This is a genomic window from Natronoarchaeum rubrum (assembly GCF_024494695.1).
In genome coordinates this window covers 66,002-83,458 of the sequence record NZ_JANHDP010000009.1, presented here as the reverse complement: position 1 = coordinate 83,458, position 17,457 = coordinate 66,002, and the positions used below count along the sequence as shown (strand labels likewise).

Here is a 17,457-nt window from a genome sequence, read left to right as displayed (position 1 = left end):
TCGACAGAACTGCTGCGCCACCACGAGATCGCGCCGCCGGCGCTCTCGAAGAACGGCGCCCGGAATCTGATGCAACGGCTCTGCGAGTCGGCCGGTATCGACGTCGACGGCGAGTACCTCAAACCACACGGCGGCCGCCGGGCGCTGGGCGATCGGCTGTACGCGGCCGACGCCGAGCTGGCCCAGGAGACGCTGCGCCACGAGTCGATCGAGACGACCCACGATGCCTATCGGGAACAGAACGCGGTGGAGCGACGCGAGCGGATTGAGGACGTGCTGGACGGGGAGTGACAGTCGATCTCCGGTAAAGAGAAACGGTGTTAAAGATGCTCGATAGGTGGAGAGCTACGGCTTCTTCGAACAGCGGGCCAATAGTAAGACGATGCGACGAACACCGTGTTTCCGATGGGTCATTTTGGAGAGACACACCGGGTTTCCGATGGAGACGCGACTGAAGCACGTCGGTCGTCAGAGATCAGACAGAGACACCTCGTTTCCGATGGGAATCAGCTTGACCTAGCACGTATTCTGTCTAAATCGGGTGGAAAACTGCACCTCGATGATATGCGTCTGACATAGATTTAATATGGCTCATAGCATTAGATTCCAATAAGTGAATCGTGGATCAGATAAGAGAGGCGACTTGATCGCCTCAGATCCACGAGAACCGCTACGCGGGGCCGTTATTTTTGTCGTTCGTAACTACCACTGAAGAACCGTATCGGGAAAGAGAACAGTAGCGGCACCTCGTTTCCGATGGTTCCGTACCTGCGTTTCAACTATTGTACTGTCGGTATTATACACCGACCATCGGAAACGAGGTGTCAACGGATGGCTGACACAGAGGACTTCTTCCAGCAAGAGGACCCGATCTTTTCGAACAAGGAGCTGCTGGAGATCAACCACCTTCCACGCAACGACCGGATCGTCGGCCGTGACGAGGAGATTGAGGACCTCGCGAACGCGACGAACCCGGCGCTGTTCGGTCAGTCACCGAGCAACGTCCTGATATACGGCAAGACGGGGACCGGGAAGTCGCTCTGTGCCAAACACGTCTCGCGAACGGCAGTGGAACTCGCAGACGAGAGGGGTATCGACGTCGAGTACGCATACATCGACTGCTCGCAGGACCCGACCGAGACACAGACCGTGCGCGCCCTCGCGAAGTCGTTCAACGACAGCGACGAGACCGGTATCACCGTTCCGGAGAAGGGCATCAGTACGTCGTCGTACTACAACCGACTCTGGCGAATTCTGGACGATCGCCTCGACGTCGCGATCGTCATCCTCGACGAGATCGATATTCTCGATTCGGACTCCGTGCTGATGTAACTCTCGCGGGCTGGCGAGGCCGGGAAGATCGAACAGTCGAAGATTGGCGTCATCGGAATCAGTAACAAGATCAAATACAAATCTCGGATGGATGAGCGCGTAAAGTCGAGCCTTTGCGAGCGGGAGTTCGTCTTCCCACCGTACGACGCCAATCAGCTTCGAGAGATACTGAACGCTCGGGCTGATGCTTTCCGGGAGGAGGTTCTCGAATCGGGCGTGATCCCGCGAGCGGCAGCGCTCGCTGCTCAGGAACACGGCGATGCACGGAAGGCGATCGATATGCTTCGCTACGCCGGCGAGATTGCACAAAGCCGGGGCGTCACATCAGTCAAGGAAGGGTTCGTAAACGAAGCGCGAGACCACGCGGAAACAGACCGCTTCCGTGAGTTGATCCGCGGTGCGACTCCTCATTCGCGGTACGCGCTACAGGCGCTTACGCTCCTTTCGCTCAACTCCGACCGGAAAGACGAATTCCGAACGTCGAGAATCTACGATATGTACGAGGAAGTTTGTTCTGAACACGCCTCTGACTCGCTCTCGCAGCGCCGTGTTCGAGACCTACTGAAAGAACACGCGTTTCTCGACATCATCGAACAGACCCGAGAGATGGGCGGCTCCGAAGGTAAGTTCGTGTCTCACCGATTGCTTGAAGATCCAGAAACCGTTCACGATGTCTTGATTGATACGGTGTAACACACCCATCGGAAACGCGGTGTGTCTCCGCCAGCAAAAGCACACGAAACGCACTGTCTCTGAATCCACCGAAGAACAGAGCGCCGTCCCTAGTCCTCCTTCCGCGCCGCCAGAATCGCCTCAACCAGCTCGTCCTCGTGATCGCTGGCTACCCGCAGCACGGTGTCGTGGAACTCCCGCCCGGTCAGGTCCCGGACGTCATGCTCGGCTCGTAGTCGAGCGTCGACGAGCGCCTCGGCGTCCTCAAACTGTTGCCAGGCATCCGGGCGGACGTACACCGAGTGCTGTTCGGTGTCGTCGAAGCCGAACGCCGAGCCCGCGATCGACGGGGCGGGCTCGTCGTCCGACGGTTCGGTCTCCCCCTCGGCGTCGACACTGTTCGGAATGTCCGAACTGTCTCCACTCTCAGGAATGTCTCTACTGTCCGCAATGTCCACACTGTCTGCAATGTCTGCACTTTCTACAATGTTTGAACTGTCCGCACTGTTCGCACTTTCCTCCTCGCTCCCGATATCCGTCGTTCCCGATGCTCCCGCGCCGTCCGCAGTGTCTGAACTGTTCATATCTTGACTCTCGTCGTCTGCCGGCGTAGCGGCTTGCTCCCCGATATCGTCCGTGCTATCCGGGCTGCTTCCGTCACTCTCACCATCTGAGCATTCTACAGTGTCTGCACCGTCCGAGCTTTCTGGAAGGTTTACAATGTCCGAACTGTCCACAATGTCTGAACTTTCTGCACTGTTCACGTCCCCGTCGCCGTTTGTACTGGCGTCACCGTCTGGGCCCACCTCACTCGCAGTCTCGCCGCTCTCCGGCTGGTCGGTACTCTCCTCGTCCTCGTCGACGGCGTCGCTCAGCCCGGCGAAGCGGTTCTCGTCAGGCATCGGTGACACCCCCATCCTGAACGATCGCCGCGAGCTCGTCGAGCCGATCGAGCATGTCGCTGTCGGGGTCGTAAGTGGCCAGCGGGACACCCTCCCGCCAGGCGCGCCGGAACGAGATGCGCTCGCGGATACCCGGCCCCGGCGACGTCCCGAACCGATCCGACCGCGCGAACTCGGGGAGGTACTCGCCGAACTCGGAGTCCTCGAGATCGCCGATGATGCGCTTTTCTTCGTTGTCGCCCGAGAGCTTGTTCGGGACGATCGCGGCAATGTCGATCCCGACCTCGCGGTCGATCGGGACGATCTGTTGGGTGTACATGCGCTCGAACCCCGAGACGCTGGGTTCGGCCATCTGCAGGGGGACGATCACGTTCTGAGTGGCGATCAGCGAGGCGTCCGACAGCGGTCCGAGGTTCGGCGGCGAGTCGATCACGACGCGGTCGTAGCCGTCCTCGACGAGCGGTTCGACGATCCGGCGGCGGACCCACAGTTCCGCGAAGCGGGTGTTGCGGATCGTGTCCGCGACGGTGTCGAGATCCTTGTGCCCCGGTAGCACTTCGAAGTCGGTCTCGCCGGCGGCCGGACGGATCACGTCGCCCGGCGTCGTCGGATCGTCGTCGTCGAGCACGTTCCCGAGGTGAACGTCGGCCTCGTAGGCGTCGGCCAATCCGACGCCCTCGGTCGCGTTCCCCTGCTGGTCGAGGTCGACCAGCAGCACGTCGTCGCCGCGAGCGGCGAGTCGTTCGGCGAGGTTGATCGCGATCGTCGTCTTTCCGACGCCGCCTTTCTGCAGCGCCACGCTGACTGCGTTCGTTCGGTCCATCGTTTACAATGTTTGAAATGTGTGAAGTGTCTGAGATGTGCGCACTGTGCGTCGGCCGATACGTACCGGTGTGCAACCAACTGGTATATAACTATCGCACGGGTGAGCGTCTCGTCGCAGCTACAAGTCTAACAATGTGCAAACATTGTGGAGAATGCGTGTGGCGTTCGGCGGCGACCCCCAGACCTCGCGGATCTGATTCCGTTCCGAACCACAGTCTCTCATCGACCAGTCGGGGCGTCACGACCAGTTGCTCGACGCCGAAATCCGACTCCTTGACGATCGTCAGGCTGACGCCGAACGTCGGCGTCGATCCGATAGCCGAACCACCGGAGCAGTGTCGAGGGCAAATCAATCAGTCGCTGATCCCGCGACTTCCGCTAGTGGTAGGCCGACGTGTCCTCGGCGAGGGGACAGTGCCGGAACCGGGACGTTTCTCGCGGGATCAACGCGCGTCGGATTGACACCCACGCTCGCGCGTGCGTAGGGGTGGGAAGGACGGTAGCGAACACTTAGCGTAGACGCCGCATAATCGCCCGCAGCGGTAAGCTTCGCGTCGACCGCCGCGACCCGCTGTAGCGAGTTTATAACTAAGGGTGACAGACGCCGTTTGGGGAACGAACAGCACTGATGATTAAGTACCCCTCGGCGGTGGCATCCGATATAAATGTATCCTCAGGGGGAGGAACGATTCCGACGACACCATGTCAAAAATAAACACATACAATCGGCCGAAGCAACAGACGGACGAGGAAGAGGGAGAGTCCCGCGAAGGGTCGACGTGCTCCGAGTGTAACTCGGGGACGCTGGTTCACAACTCCGACCGGCACGAACTCATCTGCGACGAGTGCGGGCTGGTCGTCGAGGACGAGACGATCGACTACGGCCCGGAGTGGCGCGCGTTCAACCACTCCGAGCGCCAGGAGCGCTCGCGCGTGGGGGCGCCGACGACGGAGCTGATGCACGATCAGGGGCTAACGACCAAGATCGACTGGCGTGATAAGGACGCCCACGGGCGGACGATCCGACCCGAGCAGCGCAGTCGGATGCGACGGCTGCGAAAGTGGCAACAGCGTATCCGGACCGGCGACGCGGGCGAGCGCAACCTCAAGCAGGCGCTCTCGGAAATTTCCCGGATGTCCAGCGCGCTGGGCGTCCCCCACTCGGTCCGAGAGGTCGCCAGCGTCATCTACCAGAAGGCGCTGGACGCCGACCTGATCCGCGGCCGGTCGATCGAGGGCGTCGCGACCGCGGCGCTGTACGCCGCCTGCCGCCAGGAGGAGATCCCCCGCAGCCTCGACGAAGTTGCGGAAGTTTCCCGTGTCGAACGCAAGGAAATTGGCCGCACCTACCGGCACATCTCCCAGCAGCTGAACCTCGTGATGGAGCCGGTCGATCCCAAGCAGTACCTGCCGCGCTTTTGCTCGCAACTGGACATCGACTCGGAGGTGCGCCAACTCGCCAAGGAAATCGTCGACGTGACCGTCGACAGCGGCCTCCACTCGGGCAAGTCGCCGACGGGCTGTGCGGCCGCCGCGATCTACCTGGCCGCACAGCGCTGCGATCAGGAACTCACCCAGCGCGAGGTCGCCGACGTCGCGCAGGTGACCGTCGTCACGATCCGCAACCGCTATCAGGAACAGGTCCAGGCGATGGACAAACAGTAAGCGGGGCGACGCCGCCACCGAACGAGAGGTCACCGTCGACGACGCCGCTGTTCTACCGCGGACGACGTTGCCGTCGTACCCGGGCGATGCGATGCCACTTTCTACTGACCGACCCAGAGCCTCGGCGACGCGACGGGCCGACTCAGACAGCCTTGACGACTGATGCCGACAGCTTTGACGGCTGCTGCCGACCGTACGACTGGAGAACGCGAACAGCGCGAATTCGGAGGATCGCTTTGATCCGGTGCGGCGTCTACTCCGGCGGATATACGAGGATCTCGCCGTCGCTGTGAACCACCACGAGATACTCTTCCAGCGGGAACGAGATCCGACCGCGCGCCGTCGACGGCGCCTGGTCGCGCTCGAAGATGTCGTCGAGCGCGTCCGGATCGACGTACCTGTTCAGGGGTTCTATCTCGAGGGGATCGCGGCCCGAGACCGCCGCGACCGCTTCGATGACGGCGATGCTAAGGGCGGGGTCGTCGGACCACTCGAAGCGGTGCGCGTCGGATCGGTGATCGTCGCGCCCGTTGTGATAATCTGTGTCTCTCATGGGGGACCGACCTTGGGGCTCGCGCCAGTATGGAACGAAAGACGCTCCCCTGTCGTATGGTAATCCACCGCACGAGATAAAAATATTATGGCAAAAGCCACGAACGAGTCGCCGATTCCGAAGCGACGATCGGGTCAGGACCCCGGTCGATCGATCTCGGCGTCCATCGTTCGATCGAGCCATCGATCGATGCGTCGCCCGCCCCGATAGGTCACGACCGATCGCTCGGGATCGTAGTCGACCACGTCGGCTGCCGAGAGCTTCGGCAGGTGGGTGTGGCGAAGCGTCATCTCGATCTCGTCGCGGGACGGAGCCTCGTCAGATACCTGATTCTCGAGCGCAGCCAGTTCGTCGACCAGTTCAGTCGTCGAGAGCGTCGCTGCCGGCGTCTCGACCATGCAGTACAGCGCGTATCGGCGTCGCGCCGTCGAGAGCACTGTGAACAACTCGTCGAACGTGACTGGTCCGGCAGTACGTTCGGCGTCTCCCTGCTTCCCCCTAGATCCGTATTCCTCCGACATTGCTGCGAGTTGCTTCGTTCACCCACGTAAGTATGCGTCACCTTGCTGACTGGAGTGACGAGTAAAAGCCACCTACCGCTGGCAAAACGCAGTCATTCGATGCCGATGTATCGGAGTCGTCCGGAGGCGCCCGGGACGGCACTTTCGACGACTCGGCGGATCCTTTCGGGCGGCAAACCCGTAGCGGTGACTTACCTGCCGGCCGTTTCGAGTAGCGGTGTAGTTGGATCGGTTAAGATGTACCACCCAATTTGATTCGGAAGCATCACCTTGGTTTAATTAACTTTAAAATGCGGGGGGTTGATTACTCAATCGTACAGAACGGGCGACGCCGAGGGACCCGCGGACCGGATACGGGGAGGAGAAGCGGCGACGTGCCTACAGAACAACATGATGGGGATGTACGAATCGTGCGAGCACAATACCAAACCGTCGACCCGCGAGAACGGGCCGTATGACCAGCAGTGACATGGACGTTCCGGAGACGGAACGCACGGACGACGAGGGCGAAGTCGAAAACGAAGGGGAGTCGGTGGAGTCGGAACAGTCCGCCGAACCGGAGCCGCTCCCGCTCGATATCGTCTTCGAGATACTGAAAAACAAGCGACGGCGTCTGGTGCTCCGGTACGTCAGGCGCGAGGAGAACGAAACCGTCGATCTGGGAGAGCTGGCCGAGCACGTGGCGGCGCTCGAGAACGACAAGTCGGTGGCCGCGCTGACGTCAGGAGAGCGAAAGCGAGTGTACGTCGGACTCTACCAGTGCCATCTGCCGAAGATGGACGACGCCGACATCGTCGAGTTCGATCGCAACCGGGGAACGATCAAGCTCGGCGAGAGCGCCGACCAGCTGGACGAGTACCTCGACAGCCAGTCCGACGAGGAGACGGTCTAGCCGCGCTACTACCTGAGCATCACACTGATTGGCGGTGGGCTCTTCCTGATCGGCCAGGCCGTACAGTTCCCGGCTGATTGGGTCCAGACGGCCATCGTCCTGGCGATGCTCGTGGCGCTGACGGGCTGTGCCGTGCTCCAGTCGCGCGAGGACTGAGGGCCGCTCAGCATCGCGTGTGCCGTTCTCGACTGATGCATTCGACTGACTGCAAATCGACTGCGCAGCCGAGCGGTCAGCGGCGAAGCCGTCACTTTCGAATGCGTGTCGGCGCAGAAGACGGTGCCTGCTGACAGCGGCGTACTGAGTGAGACGACTTGACGAACTGCCCGAAGCGATGACGATCCGCGACATCACGCGGTGCGGTACGACGGTCGCAATCGCCGCAGTCGTCACAGGCCGTTCATAGGTCGTACAACTAACCTATCCGTGCTAGGGACCTTCTGTCGTACTGGCACCCGATCAATAACAAAGAGTGGCGCACCGGACAGGGGCAGTATCCAGTTCCCGGAACCGCCGGGGCGTACCGCGCGAGAAACCTATGTCCGCAACGCACTCACCACACGACCGTTCGTACCGTCGCTCAAACTACTTCCGCCACGACGCGAACTCATCGCACCGTCGCTCGAACAACCTTCGGACTGGCGCTGATGACCGCCGAGGCGCCGACACGGGGGGTGGATGACGATGTGCGGCATCACCGCCCGGATCGGACGTGGCGACGCCGTCGACGAGCTGCTGACCGGCCTCGAAAATCTGGAGTACCGGGGGTACGACTCCGCCGGGGTCGCGATCAAGAACGGCCACGGTCTCGCGGTCCACAAGCGGGAGGGGAAGATCGACCGCCTGAAGGACCGCGTCGAGCAGTCGCCGCCCGAGGGCTCGATGGGGATCGGCCACACGCGCTGGAGCACCCACGGACCGCCGACGGACGCCAACGCCCACCCGCACACCGACTGTACCGGGTCGATCGCGATCGTCCACAACGGCATCATCGAGAACCACGAGGCGCTCAAGGCCGACCTCCGCGAGCGCGGTCACCAGTTCGAGAGCGACACCGACACCGAAGTGATCCCGCACCTGCTTGAGGAGCACGTCGACCGCGGACTCGACCTCGACGTCGCCTTCCGCCGGATGGCCGAGCAGCTCCAAGGCAGCTACGCCATCGCGGCGATGACCGACGACGCCGACGCCGTCTACGCCACCAGACAGGGATCCCCGCTCGTGCTCGGGATCGGCGACGACTGCCACTACCTCGCCAGCGACGTGCCGGCGTTCCTGGAGTTCACCGACCGCGTCGTCTACCTCGAGGACGGCGACATCGTGACCGTCACCGACGACGGCTACGAAATCGTCGACGGTCAGGGAGACCCGCTGGACCGCGATGTTCGGACGGTCGACTGGGTCGCCGAGGACGCCGAGAAGGGCCGGTACGACCACTTCATGCGCAAGGAGATTAGCGAGCAACCAACCGCGCTCGCCCAGACGATCGAAGGGCGGATCGACGCCAGCGACGAGGGCGAGCCGATCGTCACCGACGGGAGCGAGGCGTCCGGGATCGACGCCGTTGCGTTGGACGCCGACGCATCCGCATCGGACGCCGACGACGGCGATAGGGATTCGAGCGACGATGTCCCCGCCTCCGGCGCAGACGGCGTCAGCCTCGAAGAGTTCCCGCCGGGATCGTTCGCGGACGTCTCGGCGATCCAGTTCGTCGCCTGCGGGACGAGCTACCACGCGGCGCTGTACGGTCAGCAACTGCTCGCCCGCCGCGGCGTCGCCGCCCAGACGTTCCGCGCCGGCGAGTACGCCATGTCGCCGGCGCCGGTCGACGAGGACACGCTCGTGATCGGCGTCACCCAGAGCGGCGAGACCGCCGACACGCTGGAGTCGCTTCGTCGGGCCGCCGAAGGGGGCGCCCGAACGCTCGCGATGACCAACGTCGTCGGCTCGACGGCCGCCCGCGAGTGTGACGACGCGATGTTCATCCGCGCCGGGCCCGAGATCGGCGTCGCCGCGACGAAGACGTTCTCCTCGCAGGTCGCCTCGCTGGGGCTGCTGGCCGAACGGCTGGCCCGCGACATTGCCGACTCCGAGAGCGACGACAGCCGCCAGCTGCTCTCGGAGCTGTCGACCCTCCCCGAGACGGTCCAGCGCGTACTCGACGAGACGCGTGCGATGGAGGTCGTCAACCGCTACCGGGCGATGGATTCGTACTTCTTCATCGGCCGCGGCGTCGCCCACCCGGTCGCGATGGAGGGTGCCCTGAAGTTCAAGGAGATCACCTACGAGCACGCCGAGGGCTTCGCCGCCGGACAGCTCAAACACGGTCCGCTCGCGCTGGTGACGCCGAACACGCCCGTGTTCGCGGTGTTCACCGGCCGGCACACCGAGAAGACTCTGAGCAACGTCCGGGAAGTCCAGGCCCGCGGCGCGCCCGTGATCGCGGTCGTCAGCGAAGAAAACCGCGAGGTGATCGACACCGCCGACGCCGCGCTGACGATTCCCGAGGCCCACCCCGACGTCGCCGCCGTGCTCGCGAACGTCCAACTCCAGTTGGTCGCGTACCACGTCGCCGACTATCTGGATCGCCCGATCGACAAACCGCGCAATCTCGCCAAGAGCGTCACCGTGGAGTGAGTCACCGATGTCAACGATGGACCCAGAGCAGGTGCACGTCAGCTGGCACCGCGACGGCGGCGACCGACAGGTGATGATCGGCCTCGACGGCGGAGATATCAAGCTCGCGATGACGTTCCCGGTCGATCTCTCGCGACGCGAACTGGAGACGATCCTCGCGGAACGAGACCGTGAGATCGACCACTACTTCGAGGCGCTGGCGCGGGTGCGTCAGCGAAACGCGAAGGCGAACGCGGGCGAAGCCGCACAGCAAAACGAGAAAGTGCGGGAGTAGCTCGGGAGGCTTTCCAGAAGTCGACTTCGCAACGGTAGTTGGCACGGATGGCCGGGAGGTTGAAATTTCGATTGAATTAAGCAGAAAAGTCGTGTCATTCAATTCACTCGAACGACGGGGGTTACTGCGTCGTTATTATATCGGCAGCAGTCGAGACAACTGAGCGTGTGATCAGCCGAAGATACGCACTGAGACGAAGTAAACAAACGTCGGTAGAATCCACCACCCGTTCGAGTGTCGGATCTGTTTATATACCCCCCTCCCCCCGTCGTTCGAGTGAATCCATTTCACTAGCTCCCCTCTTGCAGCAAGCGATCAATAGATACTATATCTGAGCCTAGTACGGCTCTGTTTTCTCACGATTAATTATAAAAGTTCTGCTGTAGAAGAGGCTCTCTGAACGAGGGGGCTCCTTATTCTCGAACTACACTCGAACGACGGGGGGAGGCTGTCCACGCAGTCATTTATATATCCGCCGTTCATCCGAATCACTCGAACGGGTGGTCGGCAGAATTAAGTGGGATTGCTAGGCAAATGAGAACCATGAGCAAGTTCGATTTTTCACCACGGGATTTTCCCTTCAACAATCGAAATGCACTTCTAGACGATTACACACCGGACGAGCTTGTCGGACGTGACGACGAACTTGAGGAGTACCACGCGGCTCTCCAGCCAGCGATCGATCAGTCTAAACCGGACAACATCTTTCTGTACGGCAAAACCGGGGTCGGAAAGACCGCAGCGACGAGATTTCTACTGGACCGGCTCGAGCGGGCCGGCGACGAGCACGGTGTGAATATCCATACGAAGATAATCAACTGTGACGGCATCGACACTAGCTATCGCGTCGCTGTCGAGCTAATCAACAGCTTTCGTGAGTCGACCGAGCGAATAAGCGAGACCGGTCATCCACGAAGTAAGGTCTACGACATGATGTGGAATACGTTTGATGAGCTAGGTAGTATCATCATTCTTGTTCTGGACGAGATTGACCATCTCCAAGATGACTCGATCCTGTATCAACTGTCCCGCGCCCGCGAGAACAGGCAGTTGCAGTCCGCACGCATCAGTCTCGTCGGGATCAGCAATGACCTCTCCTATCGAGAGCAGCTCTCTCCGAAAGTCAGATCGTCCATCTGTGAACGGTCGATCAATTTCAAGGCCTACGATGCGATTGAACTCCGCGAAGTTCTCCAGCAACGGAAGTCGATCGCGTTTCAAGACGACGTTCTTGAGGACGACGTAATTCCGCTATGTGCTGCGTTCGGCGCGCAGGAGTCCGGCGATGCTCGGAAAGCCCTCGATTTGTTGTTGAAGGCCGGTGACATCGCGCAGGAAGATGATAACGACATCGTCACTGCTGAGCACGTTCGTAGAGGGAGGAAACTCCTCGAACGGGAAGAAGTCAAGCGCGGGATTCTCGGGTTAAACGAGCAAGAGCAGATTCTTCTGTACGCGTTGACGACCTTTGAAGCGACAGATTCCACCCCAATCCGATCTCGATCGTTATACCACCGGTACGAGCAACTCGCCGATAATGCCGGCCGAGAGGTACTGACGACGCGATGGATGCACGATCACTTGGATGAATTGGAGATGCTTGGGCTGGTTACCATCGACAAACTCAACGAGGGCAGCAGTGGTGGCCAGTACAAGACTGTCGCGCTAAGTCAGGCTCTAGAGTCCGTCGTGAGCGCACTTGCGACAACGATCCAATCAATTGGCATCCACCCATCTATCGAACCATTCTTGCCTGAGTGAGAATCGACTTAGAGGATTCACTGAACAGGATATTGCGGCATTTACACTCTGGAATGGGGGGTCCCGAAACGATAAGCTTTCAATCGTTACGAGGGGTGTGCCTCTATCTGAGAAATAGCTCGTGAAACGCTACAACGCAGAATATTTCGGGGTTACACTCTGTCAGGGGGTCCCCTCACCGGAACTGCTTGTACAGCCCCGACACCAGATTCATGCTCCGGGTGCCGTCCTGGATGCTGTAGTAGGTCCGGAGATCGGGCGCGAACTTGGCCTTGTAGCCACAGAGACGCTGGTTGTTGGCGCCGACGAGATCGTACTCGCTGCGGCCGCGATCGATGGCGTCGGTCATGATCCGCCAGTCGAGGCGATCGTTGATCGAGACGTTCGAATCCGTTTTGGCGCCGCCCTGCCAGCGGTAGACCGCGTCGCCGTCGTCGAGCACGACGACGCCGCCGGCGAACTGGCCGTCGACGGTGCAGACGTACGGCCGGAGGGCGTCGTCGGGCAGCTCGCGGTGGAGCGCGCTCACAGTCTCCGGAGAGAGCAGGTACGACTCTCCCTGCTCGTCGTGGCGCTCTTTGACCTGTTCGATGATCCGGCGGACCGCGGCGGCGCCGCCCTCGCGGATCTCGACGTCGGCATCGGGCTCGTTGGTGGCGTTGCGCCGGGCGTCGCTGCTGAACTTCGAGAGCAGTTCGTCCCGACCCGGCGAGAGGTCGACGACGTAGGTGTGGGCCAGTTCGACGTCGAAGTCGTTCCACGAGAACGGCCGCGGGTCGTCGTACCACGGCGACGTCCGGACGAGCGTGAACTTGGGGTTGAGTTCCGAGTCCAGCAGGTCGAGACACTGCTCGACGAATCGGGAGTGGCGGCGCTCTGCTTTCCGGCGCTTGAGCTTCTCGAAGTTGACCAAAACCGGGCCGAGATAGCTTATTTTCAGATCCGGTGGCGGCGAGAACGCCGCGGCGACCGGTCCTTTGTACATGCCGAAGACGGGGAACAGTCCGACCGGCTCCTGGCCTTTGTAGCCGACCAGCGGGTGGACGTCGGCCTTGGAGTGGTCGGCGAGCACTTCTAGCGCCTCGTAGCGGTGGAACGGAGTCGCGTGGGGCGAGCGCTCGACGAGTTGGTTCCACCGGTCGCGATCCTCGCGGCCGAACACGTCGATCTCGATGCTCATTCTAGGTAGCCAAGGTTGGTGAGTTGCTGTTCGACGGCGGCGTCGTCGGTGGCGATGTCGAGGTCACTGTCGTAGGCGGGATACGCGGTCGTGCCGCTCGGTTCGACGAACGGCATGGTCGCTCCGTCCATCCGGTCGCTCGCGGGGACGCCCATCGTCGCGAGCACGGTCGGGGCGACGTCGAACAGGTGGGCTCCCGACGGGCTGGCGTCACCGACCGCATCGCCGGCCGCGGCGAACGTCCCGTCGATCTTGTGGTTCCAGGCCTCGCTCGGCGCGGCGAACTGCTCGCCGCGCAGCGACGCCGAAAGGTAGTTGTCGAAGTCCGCGGGGACCGTCACGACGTCGGGGGCGTCCTCGACGTGATCGCCGTCGAACAGCCGCTCACGGGGAACGACCGCGTCGAACACCGGGTTTCCGTCGGGCGTCTCGACCGAGCGCAGCGCGGAGATCAGTCGGTCGCGGACGGCGTCGTACTCATCGGGCGGGACGACCCCGTTGGGCTCGCGGCCCTGCAGGTTGATCCGGACGCCGAGTTCGATCCGCGAGCGCATGTACGCCGTCGAGCGTGCGAAGTCGACCTGCTCGGAGGCGGCCCGCACCGCGTCGGCCGAGACGCGATCGAGGACGAAGTCGGTGAGCCCCAGTCGGTCGACGACCGCCTGGAGTCGCTGGCTGGTGAGGCCGAACGTCGCCGCCACCGACAGCGAGCGTTCCAGCGCCGTCGGGTTAGGATCGCCGTCGTCTCGGCCGTCCTGAAGTTCCTTCCGCGCGATCGAGGACCACGACGGCATGCCGCCGTCGCCGGCTGTTCGTTCGACGAATCCCCGCTCGTCGAGGAACTCGTTGACGCGGAACTCGTAGCCCTCGTACTCGCCGATCCCGTGATCGCTGACCACCAGGACGTTGTCGGGATCGTGGGCGTCGAGGATGGCTGCGACCTCCTCGTCGACGGCTTCGTATATCCCCTCGACGACGTCACAGTCGTCGGGGTGTTCGTGAAACACCGTGTCGGTCTGTTGAAACTGGACGAAGCCGAAGTCCGGGTCGAACCGGTCGGCGAGATACCGGAACGCCCGACCGCGCATCCGCGTCAGCTCCAGGTACTCCGCGAGCTGTTCGTCGATCGGGTCGTCGACCGACCGCTCGCCGTAGACGCGGTAGTCGCCCAGCTCCTCGCGCACGTCTGAGAGGATTCCGTCAGGGTGACAGTCGGGATCTTCGGGAGCGGTGTAGCCGGGAACGATCGCGCCGTCGACATCGCTCGGCGGATAGGTTACCGGGACGTTCACCACGACGCTCGAAAACCCCTGCTGATCGAGAAGTTCCCAAAGGGCGTACTCGGCGACGTTGCTGCGGTTGATGACGTCCCAGTCGTAGCCGTCGAACGAGAGGAAGCTGTAGGCGCCGTGTTTGCCCGGATTGACGCCGGTGTACAGCGACGGCCACGCGCTGGGCGTCCAGGGCGGGATCTGGGAGTCCAGCGTGCCCGAGACGCCGTCCTCGAAGAGTCCCTGCAGCGTCGGTGTCACGCCTGCGTCGAACAGCGGGTCTAACACCCGCGAGCAGGCGGCGTCGATGCCGATAAGCAGTGTTCGCATGTCCGGGGGGTAGCTTCGGGTAGCCTTTGTTATAGATCACCTTCACGACTTCGGGCGATTTTTCCGCGGAACGACCTGACCGTTCGCACGACGTAACGGCCGGCTTACCGGTAATCGGAGCTTTCTCCGGCGTCCTCGAGTGGCTATCGCAGCAAGCGCCGGATTCGTTCCGATGTCGCGGCGCGTGATCGCGTCTCCCGACCGTCAGCGCCGGTAAGGTGGTGTTACCGAGGGTCCACGAGTCGCTCGCGGCCGGTATCGGCAGCTCGTTGCCCGCCGAACGGCGAGACCGACCCCGAGCTCCGGCCGGTCGTTCGTGTGGGAGTCTCCTTATCGGATTGTCCGTCGCATCGGGTGGTAAGTAAGAGAAGCTAAAAAATGTGTATTCGATAGTATCCCGTTCGATACTGTTGCTTACGGGATATAATCCGGTCAAAATTACTATTTGTTTAGGGTGGTCCTACCGGAGTATGGCAGACCCAAACGATGCGGACGAACTCGGTAGCCCCGCCGTGAACAGACGATCGTACCTCAAGTTTGCCGGGGTAGCGGGCCTGGCAGCCGGTACGACGAGCCTACTCGGCGGTACAGCGGCCGCCGCCACGGTCGATCTCGGCGATGAGGGACTCGAGGACGGCGACGCGATCGACGGGTACCTGGAAGACCACTTCCAGGACGGCAACGAGGTTCACATTCCGCCGGGGGACTACGACTGGAACGGCGGCGGCCTGAGCGGCGATTACTCGAACGCCGCGCTGATCGGCGACGGCGAGCCGGGCGCAGTCCAGTTCCACCACCCCGAGGGAGAGTACCGGTACAACGCCGTGCGCGCCCAGAGCGGCGAGGTGCGCCTGGAGAACATCACGATCCGCGGCGCGACCGGCGGCGAAGAGGCCAAGCTCCGCGCCGAGGCCCGCAGCGAGGACGCGACGATGGTACTCGACAAGGTGTGGCTCCCCGACGGCGTCGTCGACGGCGGCGACGCGGTCGGCCTCTACGTCGGCGCCGACCACGCCGGCACGATCGAGTTCATCGACTGCTACGTCGAGGGGTTCTCGGACAACGGCCTCTACGCCAGCGGCCCCGGCGCCGGCTACGACGACGCCGAGAACGGCCGCGTGATCGTCGAAGGCGGCCTCTACAAGAACAACAACATCTCGAACGTCCGACTGGGGTCGGACGACAGCGTCGCCCGCGAGGTGACGATGGTCCACGACGGCGCCTCGCCGCCCAACGACGGCGTCTGGAACCAGCGCAACCTCCGGATCCGCCAGCCCGGCGAGAACATCGTCGTCGAGAACTGCGACATCTACCACGACATGGACAGCTACTACCCGGTCGACATGTCCAGCCAGTTTTCGGGCGGCAGCGGCGTCATCCGGAACACCCGAATCTACACGAACTCCTCGAGCATGGCGATCGGGAACCACGGGAGCGGCTGGAGCGCCGAGAACGTCCACCTCACGGGCGACGGCAGCTTCGACATCGGCATCTCCGCGTCGGGAACGGTCACCGGCAGCGGCGCCCAACAGGCCACGGACAAGCCCCGCATCCCGATTCTCGACTACGCGGGTCGCGACGGCGGACCGTCCGGTAGCAGCGACGGCAGCGACGACCTGCCGGACATGGACCCACACCTCGTAACGTTCATCTCGTCCGCGGATGCCGGCGAGGCGAGCTACGAGTTCGTCGCCGACGGTCCGGTCGTCCCCGTACGCGTCTCGCCGTACTCCAGTCCGAGCGGCAACGAGGTGCGCGCGACGAGCAACTTCACCGTCGACGCCGACGCCCAGGACGAACCCCACACCGTCACCGGGTACACCGGTAACGGCTACGGCGACGCCTACGAGGTGTACGGGCCGATCACCGACGTCACGGTCGACAACAAGGACTGGATGTGGATCGAACTCGACGGCGAGGAGGTCGCCGAAGACGGGCTAGTCGCCCAGACGGCGCCGGCCGAGGAGGACGGCGACGGGCTCTCGAACGCGCTCGTGATCGACGGGACGGTTTCGGACTCCTCGAGCACGTACTCGTTCGAGGTCTCCGGCGAGGTCCGCCAGAGCGAGGAACTGACCTCGACGCCGGCCGACGCGTCGGCCTGGGACACGCTCGCATCGAACGTCTCCAACGGGAAGGTGCTCGGCATCGTCCGCGACGGTGTCGACGGCTACCGCTACTCCGGAACCGTCACCAGCATGCAAGTCTGTGGCGACGCGACCGTCGAATTCGAGACCCAAGAATGAACGGCGCGGGACTCGATCGACGGAGTTTGCCCCGCAATGGCCCGGCGGGACGCCCACGTCCAGAGGTGGTGATCTGACGTGTCCCCCGAGGAGTGGGAGGCACTCCCGATGGACCCGGATCCCAAGGCCGACCTCGGCTACGAACCTCTGGAGTTGGACGTGATCTCCGCGGAGAATCGGGGAGAGAACCAGCTGCTCTTCCTCCCGACCGACGAGGAGGCGCTCCGCGCGGACGCCTTCATCGTCGCGGACGAAGGCGCGGTCTGCGACGTTCGGGACTGCCGGTAGCGGTTTTCGGAGCGGCGAGTTCCGCGTTTTCTCTGTTCCTGCGTACTGTCGACTAGTTCTCGTTCGACGTAGCGGTCACCAGACGGTCGCCGCAACGGTCGCCCGACG

At 62.6% G+C, this 17,457-nt stretch carries 14 protein-coding genes and 1 pseudogene; 9 read left to right on the top strand and 6 right to left on the bottom strand.

Translation table 11 applies throughout. The features are described from left to right. Together NO931_RS19800 and NO931_RS19795 are read left to right on the top strand one after the other, a co-directional pair. Window positions 1–291 (top strand): tyrosine-type recombinase/integrase (locus NO931_RS19800; RefSeq protein ID WP_256394089.1); only part of this gene is annotated, 291 nt, incomplete at its 5' end. 540 nt (window positions 292–831) lie between these two features. Then, window positions 832–2,025: pseudogene (locus NO931_RS19795) on the top strand (orc1/cdc6 family replication initiation protein). A gap of 89 nt (window positions 2,026–2,114) precedes the next feature. Here the strand turns inward: NO931_RS19795 and NO931_RS19790 are convergent. Both NO931_RS19790 and NO931_RS19785 read right to left on the bottom strand, forming a co-directional pair. Then, the gene (locus NO931_RS19790) at window positions 2,115–2,906 is read right to left on the bottom strand and encodes a DUF7970 domain-containing protein (RefSeq protein WP_256394039.1); all 792 of its coding nucleotides are present in this window, start codon (window positions 2,904–2,906) and stop codon (window positions 2,115–2,117) included. Continuing rightward, a complete protein-coding gene (locus tag NO931_RS19785; RefSeq protein WP_256394038.1) occupies window positions 2,899–3,729 on the bottom strand; it encodes a ParA family protein in 831 nt (276 codons plus the stop codon). The genes NO931_RS19790 and NO931_RS19785 overlap by 8 nt, the downstream gene beginning before the upstream one ends. Before the next feature lie 704 nt (window positions 3,730–4,433). On the opposite strand from NO931_RS19785, the gene NO931_RS19780 reads away from it, so the two are divergent. Continuing rightward, window positions 4,434–5,396, top strand: coding sequence for a transcription initiation factor IIB (locus tag NO931_RS19780; protein ID WP_256394037.1), 963 nt, complete (start codon window positions 4,434–4,436; stop codon window positions 5,394–5,396). A gap of 253 nt (window positions 5,397–5,649) precedes the next feature. On the opposite strand, the gene NO931_RS19775 is transcribed toward NO931_RS19780, so the two are convergent. Together NO931_RS19775 and NO931_RS19770 are read right to left on the bottom strand one after the other, a co-directional pair. Beyond that, window positions 5,650–5,949, bottom strand: a complete 300-nt coding sequence (locus NO931_RS19775) for a HalOD1 output domain-containing protein (protein ID WP_256394036.1) — start codon at window positions 5,947–5,949, stop codon at window positions 5,650–5,652. A 134-nt stretch (window positions 5,950–6,083) separates the two neighbouring features. Then, window positions 6,084–6,470, bottom strand: a complete 387-nt coding sequence (locus tag NO931_RS19770) for a DUF7344 domain-containing protein (RefSeq protein WP_256394035.1) — start codon at window positions 6,468–6,470, stop codon at window positions 6,084–6,086. Between the two features lie 454 nt (window positions 6,471–6,924). On the opposite strand from NO931_RS19770, the gene NO931_RS19765 reads away from it, so the two are divergent. The 4 genes from NO931_RS19765 (at window position 6,925) to NO931_RS19750 (ending at window position 12,034) form a co-directional block, all read left to right on the top strand. After that, window positions 6,925–7,362: a DUF7344 domain-containing protein gene (locus tag NO931_RS19765; protein WP_256394034.1), complete on the top strand. Its 438-nt coding sequence runs from the start codon at window positions 6,925–6,927 to the stop codon at window positions 7,360–7,362. Between the two features lie 684 nt (window positions 7,363–8,046). Next, window positions 8,047–9,999, top strand: coding sequence for a glutamine--fructose-6-phosphate aminotransferase (locus tag NO931_RS19760; protein ID WP_256394033.1), 1,953 nt, complete (start codon window positions 8,047–8,049; stop codon window positions 9,997–9,999). Between the two features lie 7 nt (window positions 10,000–10,006). Next, a complete protein-coding gene (locus NO931_RS19755) occupies window positions 10,007–10,273 on the top strand; it encodes a hypothetical protein (RefSeq protein ID WP_256394032.1) in 267 nt (88 codons plus the stop codon). A gap of 543 nt (window positions 10,274–10,816) precedes the next feature. After that, window positions 10,817–12,034 (top strand): orc1/cdc6 family replication initiation protein, encoded by a 1,218-nt coding sequence (locus NO931_RS19750; RefSeq protein WP_256394088.1) that lies wholly within the window; start codon window positions 10,817–10,819, stop codon window positions 12,032–12,034. Window positions 12,035–12,209: 175 nt separating this feature from the next. Here the strand turns inward: NO931_RS19750 and NO931_RS19745 are convergent, their stop codons facing one another. Further along, window positions 12,210–13,214 carry a GNAT family N-acetyltransferase gene (locus NO931_RS19745; RefSeq protein ID WP_256394087.1) on the bottom strand — a complete coding sequence of 335 codons (1,005 nt, stop codon included), beginning with the start codon at window positions 13,212–13,214 and terminating at the stop codon, window positions 12,210–12,212. Continuing rightward, complete coding sequence (locus NO931_RS19740) at window positions 13,211–14,815, bottom strand: alkaline phosphatase family protein (protein WP_256394086.1); 1,605 nt, start codon at window positions 14,813–14,815, stop codon at window positions 13,211–13,213. Before NO931_RS19740 ends, NO931_RS19745 begins: the two co-directional genes overlap by 4 nt. A 470-nt stretch (window positions 14,816–15,285) precedes the next feature. Between NO931_RS19740 and NO931_RS19735 the strand changes: the two genes are divergently transcribed. Together NO931_RS19735 and NO931_RS19730 are read left to right on the top strand one after the other, a co-directional pair. Then, complete coding sequence (locus NO931_RS19735; protein ID WP_256394085.1) at window positions 15,286–17,061, top strand: hypothetical protein; 1,776 nt, start codon at window positions 15,286–15,288, stop codon at window positions 17,059–17,061. A gap of 78 nt (window positions 17,062–17,139) precedes the next feature. Continuing rightward, the gene (locus NO931_RS19730) at window positions 17,140–17,349 is read left to right on the top strand and encodes a hypothetical protein (protein ID WP_256394084.1); all 210 of its coding nucleotides are present in this window, start codon (window positions 17,140–17,142) and stop codon (window positions 17,347–17,349) included. The last annotated feature ends 108 nt before the right edge of the window (window positions 17,350–17,457 follow it).